At 68.3% G+C, this 20,856-nt stretch carries 22 protein-coding genes; 2 read left to right on the plus strand and 20 right to left on the minus strand.

What is annotated here, in order from left to right:
• Positions 1–7: 7 nt before the first annotated feature.
• Complete coding sequence (gene hflX, locus DZG09_RS12295; protein WP_119698056.1) at positions 8–1,540, minus strand: GTPase HflX; 1,533 nt, start codon at positions 1,538–1,540, stop codon at positions 8–10.
• A 49-nt stretch (positions 1,541–1,589) separates the two neighbouring features.
• Between hflX and DZG09_RS12300 the strand changes: the two genes are divergently transcribed.
• A complete protein-coding gene (locus DZG09_RS12300) occupies positions 1,590–2,228 on the plus strand; it encodes a class I SAM-dependent methyltransferase (protein ID WP_119698057.1) in 639 nt (212 codons plus the stop codon).
• Positions 2,229–2,308: 80 nt separating this feature from the next.
• On the opposite strand, the gene dapF is transcribed toward DZG09_RS12300, so the two are convergent.
• The 16 genes from dapF to DZG09_RS12380 form a co-directional block, all read right to left on the minus strand.
• A complete protein-coding gene (gene dapF, locus DZG09_RS12305; protein ID WP_119698058.1) occupies positions 2,309–3,190 on the minus strand; it encodes a diaminopimelate epimerase in 882 nt (293 codons plus the stop codon).
• 155 nt (positions 3,191–3,345) lie between these two features.
• A complete protein-coding gene (gene miaA, locus DZG09_RS12310; protein ID WP_205529167.1) occupies positions 3,346–4,284 on the minus strand; it encodes a tRNA (adenosine(37)-N6)-dimethylallyltransferase MiaA in 939 nt (312 codons plus the stop codon).
• Between the two features lie 4 nt (positions 4,285–4,288).
• Positions 4,289–5,836, minus strand: coding sequence for a tRNA (N6-isopentenyl adenosine(37)-C2)-methylthiotransferase MiaB (gene miaB / locus DZG09_RS12315; protein WP_119698059.1), 1,548 nt, complete (start codon positions 5,834–5,836; stop codon positions 4,289–4,291).
• 71 nt (positions 5,837–5,907) lie between these two features.
• Positions 5,908–6,810, minus strand: coding sequence for a regulatory protein RecX (locus tag DZG09_RS12320; RefSeq protein WP_119698060.1), 903 nt, complete (start codon positions 6,808–6,810; stop codon positions 5,908–5,910).
• A gap of 75 nt (positions 6,811–6,885) precedes the next feature.
• Positions 6,886–7,941, minus strand: a complete 1,056-nt coding sequence (gene recA, locus DZG09_RS12325; protein ID WP_119698061.1) for a recombinase RecA — start codon at positions 7,939–7,941, stop codon at positions 6,886–6,888.
• 290 nt (positions 7,942–8,231) lie between these two features.
• The gene (locus DZG09_RS12330) at positions 8,232–8,453 is read right to left on the minus strand and encodes a DUF3046 domain-containing protein (protein WP_119698062.1); all 222 of its coding nucleotides are present in this window, start codon (positions 8,451–8,453) and stop codon (positions 8,232–8,234) included.
• A gap of 4 nt (positions 8,454–8,457) precedes the next feature.
• Positions 8,458–8,766, minus strand: a complete 309-nt coding sequence (locus DZG09_RS12335) for a helix-turn-helix domain-containing protein (protein ID WP_119698063.1) — start codon at positions 8,764–8,766, stop codon at positions 8,458–8,460.
• Positions 8,767–8,926: 160 nt separating this feature from the next.
• Positions 8,927–9,412 (minus strand): CinA family protein, encoded by a 486-nt coding sequence (locus DZG09_RS12340; RefSeq protein WP_119698064.1) that lies wholly within the window; start codon positions 9,410–9,412, stop codon positions 8,927–8,929.
• Entirely contained in the window at positions 9,409–9,987 is a 579-nt protein-coding gene (gene pgsA / locus DZG09_RS12345; protein WP_119698065.1) for a CDP-diacylglycerol--glycerol-3-phosphate 3-phosphatidyltransferase, read from the minus strand. Before pgsA ends, DZG09_RS12340 begins: the two co-directional genes overlap by 4 nt.
• A gap of 1 nt (position 9,988) precedes the next feature.
• On the minus strand, positions 9,989–12,754 hold the full coding sequence (locus DZG09_RS12350; protein ID WP_119698066.1) for an FtsK/SpoIIIE family DNA translocase: 2,766 nt from the start codon (positions 12,752–12,754) through the stop codon (positions 9,989–9,991).
• Positions 12,755–12,978: 224 nt separating this feature from the next.
• Positions 12,979–14,655: a ribonuclease J gene (locus DZG09_RS12355; protein WP_119698067.1), complete on the minus strand. Its 1,677-nt coding sequence runs from the start codon at positions 14,653–14,655 to the stop codon at positions 12,979–12,981.
• 90 nt (positions 14,656–14,745) lie between these two features.
• Complete coding sequence (dapA, locus tag DZG09_RS12360; RefSeq protein ID WP_119698068.1) at positions 14,746–15,723, minus strand: 4-hydroxy-tetrahydrodipicolinate synthase; 978 nt, start codon at positions 15,721–15,723, stop codon at positions 14,746–14,748.
• 59 nt (positions 15,724–15,782) lie between these two features.
• Positions 15,783–16,289 (minus strand): dihydrofolate reductase, encoded by a 507-nt coding sequence (locus DZG09_RS12365; RefSeq protein ID WP_119698069.1) that lies wholly within the window; start codon positions 16,287–16,289, stop codon positions 15,783–15,785.
• Positions 16,290–16,293: 4 nt separating this feature from the next.
• Complete coding sequence (locus tag DZG09_RS12370; protein ID WP_119698070.1) at positions 16,294–17,103, minus strand: thymidylate synthase; 810 nt, start codon at positions 17,101–17,103, stop codon at positions 16,294–16,296.
• Between the two features lie 67 nt (positions 17,104–17,170).
• Positions 17,171–17,767, minus strand: a complete 597-nt coding sequence (locus tag DZG09_RS12375) for a DUF4395 domain-containing protein (RefSeq protein WP_119698071.1) — start codon at positions 17,765–17,767, stop codon at positions 17,171–17,173.
• Positions 17,764–18,198 (minus strand): TlpA family protein disulfide reductase, encoded by a 435-nt coding sequence (locus DZG09_RS12380; RefSeq protein ID WP_119698072.1) that lies wholly within the window; start codon positions 18,196–18,198, stop codon positions 17,764–17,766. Before DZG09_RS12380 ends, DZG09_RS12375 begins: the two co-directional genes overlap by 4 nt.
• Before the next feature lie 240 nt (positions 18,199–18,438).
• On the opposite strand from DZG09_RS12380, the gene DZG09_RS12385 reads away from it, so the two are divergent.
• Positions 18,439–18,861 carry an OsmC family peroxiredoxin gene (locus tag DZG09_RS12385; RefSeq protein ID WP_119698073.1) on the plus strand — a complete coding sequence of 141 codons (423 nt, stop codon included), beginning with the start codon at positions 18,439–18,441 and terminating at the stop codon, positions 18,859–18,861.
• Positions 18,862–18,940: 79 nt separating this feature from the next.
• Here DZG09_RS12385 and DZG09_RS12390 read toward each other — a convergent pair whose 3' ends face one another.
• The 3 genes from DZG09_RS12390 to DZG09_RS12400 are packed head-to-tail and all read right to left on the minus strand — an operon-like array spanning position 18,941 to position 20,816.
• Positions 18,941–19,381, minus strand: a complete 441-nt coding sequence (locus DZG09_RS12390) for a tetratricopeptide repeat protein (RefSeq protein WP_119698074.1) — start codon at positions 19,379–19,381, stop codon at positions 18,941–18,943.
• Positions 19,378–20,184, minus strand: a complete 807-nt coding sequence (dapB, locus tag DZG09_RS12395) for a 4-hydroxy-tetrahydrodipicolinate reductase (RefSeq protein WP_119698075.1) — start codon at positions 20,182–20,184, stop codon at positions 19,378–19,380. Before dapB ends, DZG09_RS12390 begins: the two co-directional genes overlap by 4 nt.
• Before the next feature lie 29 nt (positions 20,185–20,213).
• Positions 20,214–20,816, minus strand: coding sequence for a histidine phosphatase family protein (locus tag DZG09_RS12400; RefSeq protein WP_119698076.1), 603 nt, complete (start codon positions 20,814–20,816; stop codon positions 20,214–20,216).
• Between the last annotated feature and the right edge of the window lie 40 nt (positions 20,817–20,856).

Consider the following 20,856-nt stretch of genomic DNA (forward strand, 5'->3'; position numbering starts at 1 on the left):
GAGCTGCTCACTCGGCGCGGAACGCCTCGAGGTCCGCGGCGAGCCGAGGGCTGACATGGGCGTGCATGAAGGTGCCGTCCGCCTCGTGGCGACGCTCGAGCAGCTGACCGGTCTCGTGGACCGCCGAGACGAGATCTCCGCGGTCGTACGGCACCACCACGCGCACCTCGACTTCGGGCAGCGGAAGCGTCTCCTCCACGATGCGACGCAGCTCGTCGATGCCCTCCCCTGTGTGCGACGAAACGAACACGGCGCGCGGCTCGAGTCCGTGCAGCACCAGACGCGCACTCTCGTCGACCAGGTCGGCTTTGTTGAACACCACGATCTCGGGCAGGTCGCGAGCGCCCACGTCGCCCATCACATCGCGCACTGTCCGGATCTGACTCGCCGGATCCGGATGGTTGGCATCGACCACGTGCAGCACGACGTCGGCCTCCGCGACCTCCTCGAGGGTGGAACGGAACGCCTCGACGAGCTGGTGCGGCAGATTGCGCACGAAGCCGACGGTATCGGCGAAGGTGAACACCCGACCGTCCGAGGTCTGGGCGCGCCGCACGGTCGAGTCGAGGGTGGCGAACAGCGCGTTCTCGACGAGCACGCCGGCGGCCGTGAGCCGGTTGAGCAGGCTCGACTTGCCCGCGTTGGTGTACCCGGCGATCGCGACGGACGGGATGGTGTGCCGCTTGCGCTCGGACCGCTTCGCGTCGCGAGCAGGGGCGAACTGGGCGATCTGCTTGCGCAGGATCGCCATCCGGGTGCGGATGCGGCGACGGTCGAGCTCCATCTTCGTCTCGCCGGGCCCGCGCGAGCCCATCCCCGCCCCTGCTGCGCCGACCTGGCCACCGGCCTGCCGACTCATCGAATCGCCCCAGCCGCGCAGACGCGGCAGCAGGTACTCGAGCTGCGCCAGCTCCACTTGGGCCTTGCCCTCGCGCGTCTTGGCGTGCTGGGCGAAGATGTCGAGGATCACGGCCGTGCGGTCGACGACCTTCACCTTGACCACATCCTCGAGCGCGCGGCGCTGCGATGGGGCGAGCTCCGTGTCGGCGATCACCGTGTCCGCGCCGACCGACGCGACCAGATCGCGCAGCTGCTCCGCCTTGCCCTTGCCGAGGTAGGTCGCCGGATCCGGATGGGGACGGCCCTGCAGCACGCCGTCGAGGACGATCGCACCGGCGGTCTCCGCGAGCGCGGCGAGCTCGTGCAGCGAGTTCTCCGCGTCGGCGAGGGAGCCCTGCGAGTACACGCCGACGAGCACGACGTTCTCCAGCCTCGTCTCGCGGTACTCGACTTCCGTGACGTCCTCGAGCTCCGTCGACAGGCTCGGCACCCGACGCAGCGCATGCCTGTCCTCGACGTCCCACTGGTCGCCGTCGGCGCCTCCTGCGGCCGTCGACGCCTCCTGCAGCGCCTGGGCCGCTCCGAAGATCCGCACTCCGCTGCGGGAGGCCGCGCGGGCCAGGACGCGATCGACCGCGTCATCGGCTGCATTGTGCGGTGCGTCGTCGGACGTCGGGAGGGGGGACGTCGTATCAGTCATGTAATCCTTCGATGGGAAACGGGAGCCTTTAAGGGTAACGTTGCGGGCTATGGGAGACCACTATTTCAGCGAAGCTCCCTCCAGCGTCGACAAACCTCGACGCATCCGCATCCCGGTTGCAGGCCGTGAGGTGGAGGTGACGACGAACGCCGGCGTCTTCAGCCCCGATCGACTCGACGTCGGTACACGGGTCCTGCTGACGCATACGCCGGCCCCGCCCTCGGGCGGTGACTTCCTCGACCTCGGATGCGGCTGGGGGCCGATCTCGTTCGATCTTGCAGGCACCTCACCGCATGCACGGGTATGGGCGGTCGACGTGAACGAACGGGCGCTCGACCTCGTGCGCAGCAATGCGGCCGAACTCGGTCTCGACAACATCAACGCGGTCAGGCCGGAGGATGTTCCCGCCGACGTGCGGTTCCGCACCATCCGGTCGAACCCTCCCATCCGGGTCGGCAAGGCGGTGCTGCACGACCTGATGGACGGGTGGATCCCGCGGCTCGACGAGCGCAGCGACGCCTACCTCGTGGTCAAGCGCGATCTCGGCAGCGACTCGTTGCAGCGGTGGCTCGATGCCTCCCTCGCACACGACTTCAGCGTGCACAGGCACGCGACCGCGAAGGGCTTCCGCGTGATCAAGGTGCGCCACCACGGTGCGCCGAGGACCGAGCCGCTCGCGATCGACTGACACCGGATGCTCGCATGCCGTCTGAGGCATACGGCGCCGGATGTCTCTCGCACGCCGCCGTCCGAGCGAGCAGCGAGCTGTCAGTCGGCCAGCGTGACCGTGCCCGTGTACACGAGTGCCGCAGGCCCGGAGAGCGAGACGCGCTCCCCTTCGGGATGCTCAGTCATCTCGACCGAGAGGGTGCCGCCGGGGACATCGACGCGCCAGCGGTTCGGGGCCCCCTTCCCTGCCCATTCGCGCACCGCGAGGGCCGTGGCCACCACGCCGGTGCCGCAGCTGAGCGTCTCCCCCACCCCGCGCTCGAACACGCGCATCCGAACGTGCCCGATGCCGTCCACGACGAGTGGGTCTTCCGGCACCACGAACTCGATGTTCGCACCGTGCTCAGGCAGGGGTTCGACGATCGGCTGCACGGCGAGGTCGAGGGTGTCCAGCTCGTCGGTCGAGGCGAGCGCGACGACGATGTGCGGATTGCCGACGTCGATGCCGAGACCGGGCCGGGCGACGCTGACGCCGCGGCCGCGCACGGTCGGCTCGGTCGACGAAGCGCGCCAGCCGCCCATGTCGACCAGGAAGCCATCGTCGCTGCGGGTCACCTCGCGCACGCCGGCACGGGTGCCGATGGGGAGGGATCCGTCCGATGCCAGCTCTGCGAGGCCGGAGTCGATCAGGTATCTGGCGAACACGCGCACGCCGTTGCCGCACATCTCGGCGACGGAGCCGTCGGCGTTCCGGTAGTCCATGAACCATTCGGCATCTGCGTTCTCGGCGAGGGCCGCAGCGCCATCCGGAATGTTCGCCGACCTGACCGCACGCAGCAGGCCGTCCGCCCCGATTCCGACGTGCCGGTCGCACAGTGCGGCGACCTGCTCATCCGAGAGCTCCAGCGCCGCTGAGGGGTCGGAGATCACAACGAAGTCGTTGCCCGTGCCGTGCCCCTTGGTGAACGCGATGTCCGTCATGGCCCCAGTCTACGTTTCGAAGCCGCCGTGAGATGTGCTCGCCGCGCATACGGACGACGCCCCGCACCCGGCCACACGGCTCGCGAGATGCGCACTTTTCGACGCAGGGGCGCAGAAATCGGCGCATCTCGGCGATATGTGCGCATCTCGGCAGCCTAGGGACGCAGGGACGCGGCGATGTCGGCTGCGGCGGCGGGTGTGAGGGGGGTGTCGAGCCAGTGGGTGTCCGCGTAGCGGTTGAACCAGCTCACCTGCCGACGGGCGTAGCGGCGGGTGAGCGCCTGGGTTCGCTCGATAGCTTCCTGCTCGGTGAGCTCGCCCGTCAGCTGCGCCAGCGCCTGCGCGTATCCGATGGCGCGGCTGGCGGTCGCACCGTGCTCCAGTCCGGCCTCGCGCAGGCGAGCGGTCTCGAGGAGCATGCCGTCCTGCCACATCCGTTCGACGCGACGATCGAGCCGTTCCACGAGTGCGGCACGCTCTGCACGCAGGCCGATGATCGCGGTGTCCTCTCGCCACGGCACGGGTCGTTCCGGAAGCGCGGCACGATGCCCGCTCTCGCCCTGTTCCAGCACCTCGAGCGCACGCACGAGACGGCGGCCGTTGCGGGGGTCGATGCGCTTCGCTGTCTCCGGATCGCGTTCACGCAGGCGGGCGAACAGGGCGCTCGCGCCTTCCGCTTCGAGCTCTGCCTCGAGGCGGGCGCGCTGGAAGCGATCGCGGGGAGGGAACCGGAAGTCGTACACGATGCTCGAAACGTACAGGCCGGAGCCTCCGACGAGGATCGCATGCCTGCCCCGCGCGAGGATGTCGAGAACGGCTTCGCGGGCCGCCTCCTGGTAGCGGGCGACGGCCGCTACCTGGGTCACATCGAGCACGTCGAACAGGTGGTGGGCGATGCCGCGGCGCTCGTCGACGGCGACCTTGGCCGTGCCGATGTCCATGCCGCGGTACAGCTGCATGGCATCGGCGTTCACGATCTCGGCGCCCTCACCGCCGAGCGCCTCGGCGAGGTCGAGCGAGAACTCGCTCTTGCCCGTGCCGGTGGCACCGACGACCGCGATCATCCGAGGGCGCAGCGGAACGGCCTCCGTCATCCGCTCAGACGCCGACGCGCAGCGCGGGCAGCCCGAGCCTGACCGGGCCGGCCTGCTGCGTCGAGTCGCTGCTCGGGACGCCGCAGCTCGCGGCATCCGCGTTCTCCCACGCGTCACCGGCGCGCGTGCGACGGATCTGCAGCGCCGCGTCGGCCGGCGCATCGGCAAGCAGGTGAGAAGGGGCAGCGTGCGTGACCACAACGGTGACGACATCACCGGGGCGCGGCATCTCCGAGCCATCGGGCACCTCGAAGTGCACGAGCCGGTTGTCCTCGGCTCTGCCTGTGAGGCGGTGCGTCGCCGCGTCCTTCTTCCCCTCGCCCTTCGAGACGAGCACCTCGAGCGTGCGCCCGAGCTGCTTCTGGTTCTCTTCGAGCGTGATGCGCTGCTGCAGCGCCATGAGGCGGTTGTAGCGTTCCTGCACGACATCCTTCGGCACCTGGTCGGCCATCGTGGCCGCCGGCGTGCCCTCGCGGATCGAGTACTGGAACGTGAAGGCGCTGGAGAAACGTGCCTCCTCGACGACGCGCAGCGTCTCCTGGAAGTCCTCTTCCGTCTCGCCGGGGAAACCGACGATGATGTCGGTCGTGATGGCAGCGTCGGGCATTCGCTCGCGAACCCTCTCGAGGATTCCGAGGAACTTCCGGCTGCGATACGAACGGCGCATGGCGCGCAGGATGCGGTCGCTGCCCGACTGCAGCGGCATGTGCAGCTGCGGCATCACGTTCTCGGTCTCGGCCATCGCGTCGATGACGTCATCTGTGAACGCCGCGGGGTGGGGGCTCGTGAAGCGGACACGCTCGAGCCCTTCGATGTCGCCGGCGGCGCGCAGCAGCTTGCTGAAGGCGTGCCGGTCGCCGAACTCCACGCCGTACGAGTTGACGTTCTGCCCCAGCAGCGTCACCTCGATCGCGCCGTCATCGACGAGCAGCCGGATCTCGTTCAGGATGTCGCCCGGTCGGCGGTCCTTCTCCTTGCCGCGCAGGCTCGGCACGATGCAGAAGGTGCAGGTGTTGTTGCAGCCGACCGAGATCGAGACCCAGCCGCTGTAGATGTTGTCGCGCTTCGTCGGCAGCGTCGACGGGAAGACCTCGAGCGACTCGAGGATCTCGAGCTCGGCTTCCTCATTGTGGCGCGACCGCTCGAGCAGCTGCGGAAGCGAGCCCATGTTGTGCGTGCCGAACACGACGTCGACCCACGGCGCCTTCTCCTGCACCGTGTCCTTGTCCATCTGTGCGAGGCAGCCGCCGACGGCGATCTGCATCCCCTCGTGCTTCTCTTTGCGGGACTTCAGGTAGCCGAGCGTGCCGTACAGCTTCCCTGCCGCGTTGTCGCGGACCGCACAGGTGTTGATGATCACGACGTCGGCGTCTTCGCCGGTGGGTGCCTTCACGTACCCCGCGCTCTCGAGCGACCCGGAGAGACGCTCGGAGTCGTGCACGTTCATCTGGCAGCCGAAGGTGCGCACTTCATAGGACCGCGCGCGGCCGTCAGACGTGACGGCGGCGAACGACGGCTCGATCAGGGTCGGAGCGCTGGATGGCGTAGTCATGACCTCTCCATTGTACGCCGCGACCCTGATGCGGGACCTGCCCGGTTTCCGGCCGCCCCGACTGACCCGGGCTATTCGAAGCGCACACGGCCGGACGGTGCATTCTGCTCGTCGAGCGCGCGCCTGGCCACAGACATGGCGAACCCACCGTACCCGCGCCGGGAGAGCTGCCCGACGAGCCTGCGCAGCGCCACCTCGTCGTCGTAGCGCGCAAGCTGCCGTGCCTTCGAACGGGCGAACTCGAGCGCGCGCTCGTAGTCGTCATCCGGAAGCTCCGCGATCACGCGGGCGACGACGTCGCGGGCGATGCCGCGCTTCTGCAGCGACTGCGAAATGGCGCGCCGCCCCTCGTTGCGATGCGTGGTCGCCTGGAACACGATCTGCTCGGCGAGACGCTCGTCGTCGAGCGCACCGGAGCGCTCGAGCCGGTCGATGATGTCGTCTGCCGCGTCGGCGTGCACCTCCTGCTGTCGCAGTCTGCCCCGTGCTTCCGAGATCGACAGCCCGCGCGCGCCGAGCGAGCGCAGCAGCTTGCGCTCGGCCTTCGCTGCGGCTTCGTCGAGGTCGTCTGCCGGATCGTCTTCGACATCTGAGATCGCGACGAAGCGCAGGCCGTCGCGCTCCGTGGTATCGACTCTCGGCGCAGGGCGGATGCCCTTGTCGGTCAGCCTCAGGTCGCGCCACGTCGTGTGCCACGCTTCGCCCTCCGGCCCTGCAGCAACATCGTGCTCGTCGTCGCCTCGACGCTCACTGTGACCGCCGTCGCCGACGGCGCCGTCCGGCGCTTCCGCAGCCCCGTCCTTCTCACCTTCGGCACCGTCCGCAGAGATACGTCGTACGGGGAACGTGCGCGGACCTCCGCTCTCTTCTCTCGCGGTCTCTCCCTGCTCCGCGCGCGCGCCGCTCGGCGTGTGCCGGCCGCCGAAAAGTGGAATCACCGGCGCGACGTCGTCATCGGGCTCATTCGCCGTCATACTCTCACCTCGTCACGATTGCGGCGAGGGGCTGCTGTCTCTCGGGCCTTCAGCCGCCCCACCGCGTCGAATCGTCTACGCCGTTTTGCGGACGGGAGCTTCTTGCACCGGCTCCGGCGCCTCGGCCTTCACAGCGCCGCCGATGCCGAGCTTCACCTTGATCTTGTTCTCGATCTCGGCTGCAACATCAGGATTGCTCAGCAGGAAGTTGCGCGCATTCTCCTTGCCCTGGCCGAGCTGGTCGCCGTCATACGTGTACCAGGAGCCGGACTTCTTGACGATCGAGTGCTCGACACCGAAGTCGATGAGGCTGCCCTCGCGGGAGATGCCGGTGCCGTACAGGATGTCGAACTCCGCCTGCTTGAACGGCGGGGCCATCTTGTTCTTCACGACCTTGACCCTGGTCCTGTTGCCGACCGCTTCTGCGCCGTCCTTCAGCGTCTCGATACGACGGATGTCGAGGCGAACCGACGCGTAGAACTTCAGTGCCTTTCCACCGGACGTGGTCTCGGGCGACCCGAAGAACACGCCGATCTTCTCGCGCAGCTGGTTGATGAAGATCGCCGTCGTCTTGGACTGGTTCAGACCACCGGCGATCTTGCGCAGCGCCTGCGACATCAGCCTGGCCTGCAGACCGACATGCGAGTCGCCCATTTCACCCTCGATCTCGGCACGCGGCACGAGCGCGGCGACGGAGTCGATCACGACAAGGTCGATCGCACCGGAACGGATCAGCATGTCGGCGATCTCGAGCGCCTGCTCGCCCGTGTCCGGCTGCGACACGAGCAGGGCGTCGATGTCGACGCCGAGCTTCTTCGCGTACTCAGGGTCGAGTGCGTGCTCCGCATCGACGAATGCGGCGATGCCGCCCGCCCTCTGCGCGTTGGCGATCGCGTGCAGTGTGAGCGTCGTCTTACCTGACGATTCCGGGCCATAGATCTCAACGACGCGGCCTCGGGGGATGCCTCCGACGCCGAGTGCCACGTCGAGCGCGATCGAACCTGTGGGGATCACCTCGACGGGAGCTCGCTCGTCGCTGCCCAGCCGCATGACTGAGCCCTTTCCGAACTGACGGTCGATCTGCGTGAGGGCTGTCTCAAGGGCCTTCTCACGGTCTGCTGAAGCGGGCATCGCGTTCTCCTTCGTCTCTTGGTGTTCCGCTGCCTCTAGGCTGTCGCGGTCGGATCGGATGACCCGACTCTGGCGACAAGGCGCGTGGTTCGTACCGTGGTCCATACGCTACGAGGGACCTCCGACATTCAGGCCGGAGACCCCGCGATTGTGGATGGATCGCGGAACTTCCCCACGTGTGGAACACACTACGCGCCCGAATCGAACGGATCTTCGACGACACGCCGAAGTGTCTCTCGAAGGAGCGTGCGGGTCACGTCGACCGCGCCCATCGAGCGCGATCGTGCCGCTCAGCGGCGCTTCGGCTCCCTGCGTCCCGCGCCGTGGCGGCGCTGGGCAGGGACATCGGTCTCATCGCAGAGCGCCTGCCAGATGTCGCGCGGCGCGATGCCGACATCGAGCGCCTCAGCCGCCGTACGTCCGAAGGGCGGCAGCACGAGATCTGCGACGAGTGTCGCTGCGCGCGCGCCGAACTCATCGTCGACGGCGCGATGGAACTCGCTGCGCTTCACGCGATCAGCGCAGCGACAGCTCTGGTCCGACCTCGGCCACGAGGTCGTCCGGCACGACGTCCGGGAAGTGATCGACACCTTCGAGCACGGCGAGCCGATCGCCGACCGTGCGCATGATGATGGAGATCGGGATGTCGAGCGCCTCGGCGACCGAGGCGAGGATCTCGCTCGAGGCCTCCTTCTGACCGCGCTCGACCTCGCTCAGGTACCCGAGCGCGACCGAAGCCTTGCTCGCAACCTGTCGAAGCGTCTGCCCCTGCCGCTGGCGGAGCTCGCGCAGGACGTCGCCGATCTCTTGACGTACCAGGATCATGTCGGGCCCCTCCTCCTGCAGCCGTGGTCTTCGCGGTGCATCACAGTACAACGACCGAGACGCGAAATCTAATCCCGCACTGACAATCTAACCGGGTCTGGGCCACGACGAGCCGAATCTCGGCCGAAAAGTCGCCGACTCGACCGTGTTCGAAGCAGATTCATAGGACATCGAGCGCGAGCCGGAGCACTGCGGCGACCGTCTGTGCGCGGATCTCGGCCCTCGTCCCGGAGAACACGTGGCTCGCCGTGAGCGTCCCCGATGGTGCGGCGACCGCGACGTGCACGGTGCCGACCGGCTGCCCGTCCGGTGACTGTGGCCCCGCGATCCCCGTCGTGGCGAGGCCGACTTCCGGTTCCCGCCCGTCGACGGCGAGCACCTGACGCACGCCGACAGCCATCTGCGCAGCCACATCCGGATGAACGGGACCGTGCTCGGCGAGCAGACGGACGTCGACGCCGAGCACATCGTGCTTCAGCGACGTCTCATATGCCGTCACGCTCCCGACAAGGCTCGCGGATGCGCCCGGCACCTCGACCAAGGCGGAGGTGACGAGACCGCCGGTGAGCGATTCGGCGACGGCAACACGCCATCCGCGTGCCCGCAGGCGCGCGAGCAGCCGCTCTGCGGCGCGGGCGTCGGTCATCCCCTGCTCGCCCGCGCCCCGCGCGCCTGGGCGGCGACGTAGTCGATGCCGCTGGCGATGGTGAGCACGAGCACAACCCACATCAGGATCGTCGTCGCGGTCGCCCACCAGCTCTCACCGACCACGAGGTGCCCCGGTAGGAGCGCCCACGCCAGTGCGACGCCCTGCGCCGCTGTCTTGACCTTGCCCATCCACGCCGCGGCCACGACGTGCGACCTGCGCACGATGAGGCGATGTGCCGTGATGCCCCATTCGCGGATCAGGATCACCACGACCATCCACCACGCGACTTCGCCGAGCACGGCGAGCCCGACGAAGGCGAGCCCGGTGAGCAGTTTGTCGGCGATCGGATCCCACAGCTTCCCGAAGTCGCTGACCACGTCGAATCTGCGTGCGAGGAAGCCGTCGACCCAGTCGGTCGAGATCGCGACGATGAACAGGATCGCGGCCGTCACTCTGAGCGGCATGCTCGCATCACCCCAGGTGCCCCCGACGAGCAGCAGCACGAAGAACACTCCGGCGAGCGGGATGCGCGCGATCGTGATCGCATTGGGCAACTGACGAGGGAAGGCCATCTCAGTCTCTGCCCGTCAGCTGCCAGGCGTCTTCGTCGCCATCATCGTCGCGGTCATCGACTTCGGTTCCCTGGAACTGCGCCTCGATCGGGTCGGCCGCATAGCGATCCGGGTCAGCAGAGGCTGGTGACGTCTCTGCTGACGGCTGCGCAGCGGGAGCCCCTGGCGCTGCGGGCGGCTCTTCGCCCTTGAGCTTGGCTAGCACGGTCGCCAGCTGCTCCGGAGCGACGAGCACGTCGCGCGCTTTGGAACCCTCGCTCGGCCCGACGATCTCGCGAGATTCGAGCAGGTCCATCAGCCGCCCCGCCTTCGCGAACCCTACGCGCAGCTTGCGCTGCAGCATCGACGTCGAGCCGAACTGGCTCGACACCACGAGCTCGGCGGCTGCGAGGAGAACCTCGAGGTCGTCACCGATGTCGGAGTCGATCTCGCGTTTCGGCGCGTCGATGGCTTCCGCCACGTCCGAGCGATATTCCGGCTGTGCCTGCCGCGTGACGTGCTTGACGACGGTGCTGATCTCGTCCTCCGTCACCCACGCGCCCTGCAGCCGGAACGGCTTCCCCGAGCCCATCGGCGAGAAGAGCGCGTCACCCTGGCCGATCAGCTTGTCGGCGCCCGGCCCATCGAGGATCACACGCGAATCGGTGACGCTCGTCACCGCGAAGGCGAGACGCGACGGCACGTTCGCCTTGATCAGCCCTGTGACCACGTCGACGGACGGCCGCTGCGTCGCAAGCACCAGGTGGATACCCGATGCGCGCGCCAGCTGGGTGATGCGCACGATCGACTCCTCGACGTCGCGCGGGGCGACCATCATCAGATCGGCGAGTTCGTCGACGACGACGAGGAGGTAGGGGTACGGCTTGAGCACGCGCTCGCTTCCGGGCGGGAGCTCGATCTCATCCGCGACGACCGCCTTGTTGAAGTCGTCGATGTGGCGGTACCCGAACGACGCGAGGTCGTCGTACCGCATGTCCATCTCCTTCACGACCCACTGCAGCGCCTCGGCTGCCTTCTTCGGGTTCGTGATGATGGGCGTGATCAGGTGCGGAACGCCCGCGTAGTTCGTCAGTTCGACGCGCTTCGGGTCGACGAGGACCATCCGGACGTCACTCGGCTTCGCGCGCATCAGCAGGCTCGTGATCATCGAGTTCACGAAGCTGGACTTTCCCGATCCGGTGGAACCTGCCACGAGAAGGTGGGGCATCTTGGCGAGGTTCGCCACGACGAATCCGCCCGACACGTCTTTGCCTACACCGATCGTGAGCGGGTGCGTCGATTTGTGGGCGGCGTTCGAGCGCAGCACGTCGCCGAGCGCGACCGTCTCGCGGTCGACGTTCGGGATCTCGATGCCGATCGCGCTCTTGCCGGGGATCGGGGCGAGGATGCGCACATCGTTCGACGCGACGGCGTAGGCGATGTTGCTCGACAGCTGCGTGATCTTCTCGACCTTCACACCGGGGCCGAGCTCGACCTCGTACTGTGTGACGGTCGGGCCGCGCGAGAAGCCCGTCACGCCCGCGTTGATCTTGAACTGTTCGAACACGCTCTCGATCTGGGCGACCATCCGGTCGTTCGCGTCCGACTTGACGACGGCGGGCGGACCGGCGGACAGCGTGCCGACGGACGGCAGCTCATAGGGCGCTGCGGGCGGCTGGGGGCCGCGCGCGCCCGGTCCCTCCGTACCGAAACCGCTCAGGCCGGGCAGCGCCTCCGAGAGGTCTCCGGTGTCGTCGCCGTCGCCCATGAGCGCGGTCGACCCCGACTCGCTCAGGCCGGCAGTGACACCGCCGATGTCGCTGAGCACCTCGGTCGCGGCGTCCACCGGTTCGGCATCGACGACCACCGCCTTGTCATAGCCCCCATCCGACTGCGTCGGGAGGAGATCCGTGAGCTCCTGCGGATCGGCGAGAACGTCGCCGTCCTCCTCGCGCCCGGTCTTGTTCCGACGCCACCACGGCAGTTCGTCGTCTCCGTCTGCGGCGTCATCCGTCTTCTTCCGGTCGCGACGCTTCTTCTTCGGCTCCGGTTCTTCGAGCACCTCCGTGGCCGCCGTGTCGGAGCCGGTCTGCGTCCTGTCCGCTCCGAACATCCAGTCATAGAGCTCGCCGAGCCTGCTGATGATGCGGTTCGGCGGGGTCTTCGTGACGATCAGCAGGCTGAGCGCGCCGAGGAGCGAGAGCACGATGTACGCGCCCACCGGAGTGAGGTAGGTGAGCGGCTGGCCCAGCATCCAGCCGAAGAGCCCGCCGGATGCACTGAGCGCAGGCATGCCGAGCTGCGGTTCGGGGCGGTCTCCCGCCACGTGGCAGAACGCCGCGATCACGATCGTGAGCAGCCCGAATCCGATGCCGATGCGGCCGTTGTCGTGCACCGACGATGGGTGACGGAACAGCCACCCCGCCAGCAGCAGCAGCAGCACGGGGAAGACGAACGCGGTGCGGCCGATGAGCATGCCGAATGTGTACGCGCTGATGTTCGCCGCGATGGGGTCGCCGATGAAGAACCACTCCGTGACGGCCCCGGCGATCGCCAGCAGCACGATGAGGAACGGGAAGCCGTCGCGCCTGTCGCTCTTGTCGAGAGTCTCAGGCCCGAACGCGCGGAACAGCCCGCCGATCGCGCGGGCCAGCCCGTACCACATCCGTGCCGGAACGCCCGGCTTGTCTTCGTCACCGACATACTTCTTCGGCGCGGGCGCAGACTTGCGCGCGCTCGAGGACGTTTTCGAGCGCGCGCTCTTGTTACCGGTGCTCGCACGTGCCATATCAATCAGGGTACGCGGCACCGACGACATTCCCCCTCAGTGACGCGCAATTCCGCGGCACTCTGCCCTCGCCCATCTCTTCATTTCTGGCACATCTCATGGGGTGCACAGCACCCGAGATGTGCCAGAAATGAAGAGAAGCGGGTGTGCGGGTGTGGGGGTGTGGGGGTGTGGGGGTGTGGGGGTGTGGGGGTGTGGGGGTGTGGGGGTGTGGGGGTGTGGGGTCAGGCCTCGATGACGACGGGGACGATCATGGGGCGTCGCTTCAGGGAGGTGCCGACCCAGCGTCCGATCGCGCGGCGCGCGGTCTGCGTCAGCGCGTGGTTGTCGCGCACGCCGTTCTTGATCGCCTCTTCGAGCGCTGCCGCGACCTTCGGCTTGATCTTGTCGAACACCTTGTCGTCCTCCGCCACGCCGCGGGCGTGGATCTCGGGGCCGGAGACGATGGTTCCCGTCTTCGAATCGACGACGACGATGACGGAGACGAAGCCCTCCTCGCTGAGCACGCGGCGGTCCTTGAGATCGGCGTCCGTGATCGTCCCGACGCTCGACCCGTCGACGTAGACGTAGCCGATGTCGATCTGGCCGGCCACCGTGGCCCGCCCGTCGCGCAGGTCGAGCACCGTGCCGTTCTCGCCGACGATCGCGTTCTCGTGTGCGATGCCGCTGTCCCGCGCGATCTTGGCGTTGGCGGTGAGGTGGCGGTACTCGCCGTGCACCGGGAAGACGTTCTTCGGCTTCAGGATGTTGTAGCAGTACAGCAGCTCGCCCGCCGCGGCGTGGCCGGAGACGTGCACCTTCGCATTGGCCTTGTGCACGACGTTCGCCCCGAGCTTGGTCAGCCCGTCGATCACCCGGTACACGGCGTTCTCGTTGCCTGGGATCAGGCTGGAGGCCAGAATGACCGTGTCGCCCTCGCCCGGCTCGATCTCGTGGTTCAGGTTCACCATGCGGCTCAGCACCGCCATCGGCTCACCCTGCGAACCCGTCGACATGTAGACGATCTTGTCGTCTGGCACGTCGCGAGCCTTCTTGTAGTCGATGAGAACACCGTCCGGAACGTTCAGATATCCCAGGTCAGCGGCGATCTTCATGTTGCGCACCATGCTGCGACCCAGCAGTGCGACGCGGCGGCCGTTGTTGTTCGCCGCCTCCAGCACCTGCTGCACGCGGTGCACGTGACTGGAGAAGCTCGCGACGATCACCCTGCCTGGCGTCTTGGAGATCACCTGGTCGATGACCGGGCCGATCTGGCGCTCCGTCGGTGTGAAACCCGGCACGTCGGCGTTCGTCGAGTCGGGCAGGAACAGATCGACGCCCTGCTCCCCCAGCCTGGCGAATGCGCGCAGGTCCGTGATGCGGCCGTCCAGCGGCAGCTGATCCATCTTGAAGTCGCCGGTGTGCAGCACCGTGCCGGCGGCCGTGCGCACGGCGACGGCCAGCGCATCCGGGATCGAGTGGTTCACCGCGACGAACTCGAGGTCGAACGGACCGATGTCCCACCGCTCCCCCTCGACGACCTTCTCGACGATCGGCTTGATCCGGTGCTCCTTGAGCTTCGCCTGTATCAGCGCGAGCGTGAGGCCGGAACCGATCAGCGGGATGTCCTCGCGCAGCTTCAGCAGGTAGGGCACGGCTCCGATGTGGTCCTCGTGACCGTGGGTGAGGACGACGCCCTCGATGTCGTCGAGGCGATCCCTGATCGACTCGAAGTCGGGCAGGATCAGATCGACGCCCGGCTGGTGCTCCTCAGGGAAGAGCACACCGCAGTCGATGATCAGGATCTTGCCGTCGTACTCGTACGTCATCATGTTGCGGCCGACCTCGCCGAGGCCGCCGAGCGGTGTGATGCGCAGCGTGCCGTTCTTCAGCGGCTGCGGGTCGTGAACAGGTGTGGACATGGTCCGCCTTCCCGGGACGCCTCAGCGTCCGGTTCGTCGTGCGTGTTCTGTTGTGTGCGGCATCATCGTCCGCGGGGTCTGGTGTCGGCGTCAGCGCGTGGTGCCGGAGATGGCGGGCAGCGCGCCGCCTGCCGCCGCGTTGCGGTCGGGACGGAAGTCGGTCAGGTCGATGCTGTCGATCCCGTCCACGAGCGCCAGCTCGTCCTCGATGATCGCGGCTTCCCATTCCTCGGGACCGACCAGCGGCAGCCGCACGCGCGGACTCGAGATGTAGCCGAGGCCGTGCAGGATGTACTTGGCGGCGACCGTGCCAGGCACGTGCGTCATCACGGCACGCACGAGAGGCTCGAGCTTGCGGTGCTGCTCCGTCGCGGCGGCGAGGTCGCCCCGGTTGACGGCGTCGACCATCGCCCGGTACGGCGAGGCCGCGATGTTCGCCGTGACGCCGATGAGACCGGATGCCCCGATCGACATATGCGGCAGCGCGTTCGCGTCGTCGCCCGAGAAGTACATCAGGTCGGTCTGGTTCAGCACACGGCTGACTTCGCTGAAGTCGCCCTTGGCGTCCTTCACGGCGAGGATGTTGGGGTGCTTGGCCAGGCGCAGGATCGTCTCGTACATGATCGGTACGCCGGTGCGGCCGGGAATGTCGTAGAGGATGACCGGCAGATCCGTGGAGTCGGCGATCAGCCTGAAGTGCGTGAGCAGGCCGGCCTGGGTGGGCTTGTTGTAGTACGGCGTGACGATCATGATGCCGTCTGCGCCCGCCTTCTCGCTCTTCTGGTAGAGGTCGATGGCGTGGGCGGTCTCGTTCGACCCGCCGCCCGTGATGATCTTCGCCCGGTCGCCCGCGACGCTCCCCGCGACTTCGACGAGACGCAGCTTCTCATCATCGGTGAGGGTCGACGTCTCCCCCGTCGTACCCGTGACGACGATGCCGTCGGCGCCGCTGGCGATGACGCCGTCGATGTGCTTCTCGACGGCCGGCCAATCGACTTCGCCGTCGGCCGTCATCGGTGTGACGAGCGCGACGAGAACCTGCCCGAACGGATTGGCTGCCTGCGTCATGATTCCCAGCGTAGCGCCGCGGAGGCGTGGAACATACTTCCCGGGGTTGCGGAGGTGGCCTACGGCCTGGTGCGCACGTATGTGAGGAATCGGTAGCGGATGCCCTCTCGGTTCTCGTGCCATCCGGCGGCAGGGTCGCGGGAGGCGAGGTGCCATTCCTCGCCGACGTGCGGGGCGTGGGTGTCGGCTACGACGTCGACGTCGATCTCGGTGATCCAGAGCTCGTCGAGGCGGTCCATGGTGGCCGTGTAGATCGACCCGCCGCCGATGATCCACGGCTCAGAGTCCGCGGCGAGTGCCGCGGCGATGGCGTCGTCGACGGAGCCTGCAAGCGCTGCGCCGGGGGCGTCATAGTCTTCGCGGCTGGTGACGACGATGTTCTCGCGGCCCGGCAGCGGGCGGAAGCGCTCGGGGAACGACTCCCAGGTGCGACGGCCCATCACGACCGGACGGCCCAGTGTGGCGTGTTTGAAGTGCGCCAGGTCTTCCGGCAGATGCCACGGCATGTCGCCGTCCGCACCGATCGCGCCGCCTCTCGCCTGCGCCCAGATCGCGCGGAGCGTCATTCGGTCACACCGCCACGGCCGCGCGGATCGTGGGGTGATGCTGGTAGTCGACGACCTCGAAGTCCTCGAAGTCGTAGTCGAAGATCGACTCCGGCTTCCGATTGATCCGCAGCTGCGGGTACGGGTAGGGGTCGCGCGAGAGCTGCTCTGCGACCTGCTCGCGGTGGTCGTCGTAGATGTGGCAGTCGCCGCCCGTCCAGACGAAGTCGCCGAGCCCGAGGCCCGTCTGCTGAGCCACCATCTGCGTCAGCAGCGCGTAGGAGGCGATGTTGAACGGGACGCCGAGGAACAGATCGGCGCTGCGCTGGTACAGCTGGCAGCTGAGCTTCCCGTCCGCGACGTAGAACTGGAACAGCGCATGGCACGGGGGCAGCGCCATCCCCTCGATCTCTGCGGGGTTCCACGCCGTGACCATGTGGCGTCGGGAATCGGGGTTGCGCTTGATTCCGTCGACGACGCGCGCGATCTGGTCGATCTGCTCGCCGTTCGGCGCTGGCCACGAGCGCCACTGCACGCCGTACACCGGACCGAGATCGCCGTTCTCATCGGCCCATTCGTTCCAGATGCGCACACCGCGATCCTGCAGCCAGCGCACGTTCGAATCGCCGCGCAGGAACCACAGCAGCTCGAGCGCGAGCGAGCGGAAGTGCACGCGCTTGGTCGTGATCAGCGGGAACGACTCCGACAGATCGAACCGGATCTGTCTCCCGAAGACGCTCGTCGTTCCCGTGCCCGTTCGGTCGTCTTTGTGGGTGCCGCCCGCCAGCACGTCACGCAGCAGGTCTTCGTACGGGGTCGGGATCGCGGCACTCATGTCTCGATCGTACGCCCGACATCCGGCATCCGGCCGCGGCGCGTCCGGTGCTTCGCGACGTCGGGGCTCACGCCGAGCGGCCGCGGCCTACGAGTCCGACGCGCTGCAGGACGAGGTAGAGCTGACATCCCAGGCAGAGCCCGAAGACGGCGTTGAGCAGCGCCGCGACGAGGGCGGCCGCCGCCGCGATGGGCAGCGCCAGCGGCACTCCCGTCAGGTGCAGAATCAGGCCGACGAGCGTCACGCCCAGGCCGACGCCCTGTGCGAAGCGGGGAGGACGCGGGTCCTCCCGCACGCTCGGGGGCGCGAGGCGCGGCGAGACCAGCCGCCGATAGAGCGCTCCCCACGGTGCCGTGCGCGGTGACGCGACTGCCCAGGCGAACAGCACGGCGACGACCGCGACGGCGATGAAACCGGCATCCGCCGCCCGCTCTGCCGGTGACGCCGACCGGATGGCCCAGCCCGCGCCGGGCGAGAACGTCGCATCGGCGAGTGGCTGGTACGCGAACCATCCGAACGACACCGCACCGGATGTCGCGGTCGCGACCCCGATGAGCGCCAGGAACGTGGCCGCCAGCAGCAGCACGGAGGTGATCGCTGCGGCGAAGCGGGGACCCCTGGGGTCGATGCCGATCGGTGCGGATCCTGACGACGATGCGCTCATGCGTCAGCGCCTTCCGTCACGCGTGCGATCTCCGCCTCGAGATCGTCGCGCCTCGGCATCCCGCCGATTCTCGCCCTGAGGATCCCCGACCCGTCGAGCAGAAGCGTGGTCGGGGTCTGCAGCACGTGGAACCGACTTGCGAGATCCGGACGATGCGTCAGGTCGACCTCGACGTGTCCGACACCTTCGGCAGCGGCGAACCCCGTCAGGAGACGGCGCACGCTCGGGCACCTGGCGCACATCTCGGTGCTGAACTGCACCAGCGTGGCTCTGTCGCCGAAGGCTGCCGTGTCGTACCCGAGCTCGAGCGGCGACACGCGGTCCGGTTCGATCGTTCTGACGCGCCCGTCGCGGCGCCTCCACAGCAGCCCCGCGATCGCGGCGACGGCGACCACGACGACCACGACGACAGCAGCGACGAGCGGGTTCATGCCGCCACGCTACCTCCGGCCGCTCATCAGGGCTCGAGTGTGACCCGTTGTGACAGCACGCTGTCGCCGGCTGCGGCGCATCCGGATCGCACGGTGCGAACGGCGCTGCGACGGCCGCCCATGCGACGCGGAACGGCACGACGCGCGCAACACGGCGGCCGCAGCTCAGGACGGGCGACAGCACCGGCCATCGTCAGTAGGCTGGCCGTGAACAGGGGCCGTCGATCGAAGGAGTTCCCCATGAGCGTTACGAGCGAAGCAACCACCAACTGGAACGGGTCTCTCTTCGAGGGCTCCGGCACCGTCGCACCCGCATCGGGCATCGGCACCTTCGCCGTCAACTGGAAGGCGCGCAGCGAGGGCGCAGCGGCCACGACGACGCCGGAGGAGCTCATCGCGGCCGCGCACTCGTCGTGCTTCTCGATGGCGCTGTCGAACGAGCTCACCAGCAACGGCACGCCGCCGGAGAGCGTCAACACCACCGCGTCGGTCACCTTCGTACCAGGCACGGGCGTCACCGGCAGCCACCTCAACGTGAGCGCGAAGGTGCCCGGCATCGACGAGGCGGAGTTCGCGAAGATCGCGGAAGCGGCCAAGACCGGCTGCCCGATCTCGCAGGCACTCGCCGGCATCGAGATCACCCTCGAGGCGGCGCTGGCCTGACCTCTCGGCCGCACCGCCACGCGCCCCGTCCTTCTCGAAGGTCGGGGCGCGTCTGTGCTCCGTCGACCCGTGCCCTGTGTCAGCTGCGGGGGGCGAGGCGGATGGACGCTCGGATCGCCTCGCGAGCACGGCGACGGTCGCCTGCCGCGTCGTAGGCGAGGCCGAGCCGGTACCACGCTCGCCAGTCCTCAGGCGACTGCTCGACCTGCGCGCGGTACTTCGGGAACACCGCCTCGCCGTCCGCGCGTTCGACGCGACCGCTCGGCGACACGGCGACCTGGTCTTCCGGAACCTCGCCCTCCGACTTGAGGCGGCGGCCGAGCCTGTCGGCGCGGACGCCGAACCAGAGCTCGCGCCCCAGCGCCCACACGGCGATGATCGGCAGCACGATGAGGGCGACGCCCATCGCGATGCCCACGGGGTCGCCCGTGCTGAGGAACGCCGCGGCGCGGCCGCCGGCGACGACGATGTAGAGGATGAGCGCCGCCGCCATCACGGCGACGCCGATGCGGACCTTCACGCGCCCGTGGCGCCGGCGACCTGGCCCGTCACGCCGCCCTCGTCGACCGGCGGCCGCGCGCTCGCGCGGGGAGCGCCGATGCCTATGTCGATGAAGTTCTCCAGTCCGACGACCACCCCGCGCACACCAGCCGCGTGCTCGAGCGCGATCCGGATGCCCGGGGCGTATGCCGCGGCCGACTCGATCGTGTCGTGCACGATCGACAGGCTCTCGCCCTGGCCGGAGAGGATCGTCTCCTGCCTTGCGACCACGCCCGGCCGACGCAGCGCGTGCACGGGCACGCCGCCGACCTGCTGGCCGCGGGCGCGCTGATCGACGTGGGGGGCCTCGACCGGCTCATCCCTCGCCGAGGCGATCATCTCCGCGGTGCGCACCGCCGTGCCGCTCGGCGAGTCGATCTTCGTGTCGCGGTGCGCCTCGACGATCTCGGCGTACGGGAAGAACCGCGATGCCGCAGCGGCGAGGGCCGTGCCAAGCACGGAGCCGAGCGAGAAGTTCGGAATGAACACGGCACCCGTGCCCGCCGCCTCGACGAGCGGACGCACCGACGCGATCCGCTCGGACGACCAGCCGCTCGTTCCCACGAGGACGGGCAGTTCCCGCTGGGTCGCGGCGCGCACCACGTCGACGCTGATCTGCGGGACGGAGGCGTCGACCACCAGATCGGCGCCCTCGATCTCAGCGAGATCGCTGCCCGAGCCCAGCACCGAGTGCACGTCGAACTCGTCGTGCTCCTCGATCACCTGCCTGATGATCGAACCGAGCTTGCCGTTTCCGCCGACGAGGGCCACACGAGACGCCATGGCTCCATCCTACGATCCGGCGGGAGGGTTCAGATCGGGTTCTCGTCGGGGAGCCCTGTGCGCAGCTCGTGCGGGAGGTGTCCGAGATCGTTGTGCGTGAGCAGCGTCCACGGCCGCCCCGGCTTCTGAGCGATCACCGTCAGCCCGCAGTGCGCCTGGTTCAGCGTCATCCATCGCCACTCGGGCGCCTCGAGCACCTCGCGCACGAACCAGGAGATCACGAAGTTGTGCGTGATGAGCAGTTCGTGCACCTCCTCGTTCCTGCGCACGAGGAACTCGGCCGTCGCGTCGGCCATCTGCGCTCCGCCCGCCTCGATCTCCGCTTCGCTGTACGAGCCGAAGAACGGTTCGAACGTGCCTGGCGTCTCCTCCGTCATGCCCGTCGGCACGCAGTCGAACAGCAGCGCGTGCGGCTGAGGATCGACGGCGGGCAGTCGCTCAGCCACGTACTTGGCCGTCTCGCTGGCCCGTTCGAGCGGCGAATGCCACACGGCATCGAACGTGAGTCCGGAGAGCCGATCGGCGATCGCGGCCGCCTGACGCTGTCCCTTGCCGGAGAGCGGGCCGTCTTCGAGGCCGTATTCGGCATCCTGGTGCTCACCGTGACGGACGAGGTAGATGTAGTGCGTCATCCGCTCTTCTTCTCCAGAACCTGTCCTGTTGGTCGGCGCG

The organism is Microbacterium halotolerans (assembly GCF_003569805.1).
GTDB lineage: Bacteria > Actinomycetota > Actinomycetes > Actinomycetales > Microbacteriaceae > Microbacterium > Microbacterium halotolerans.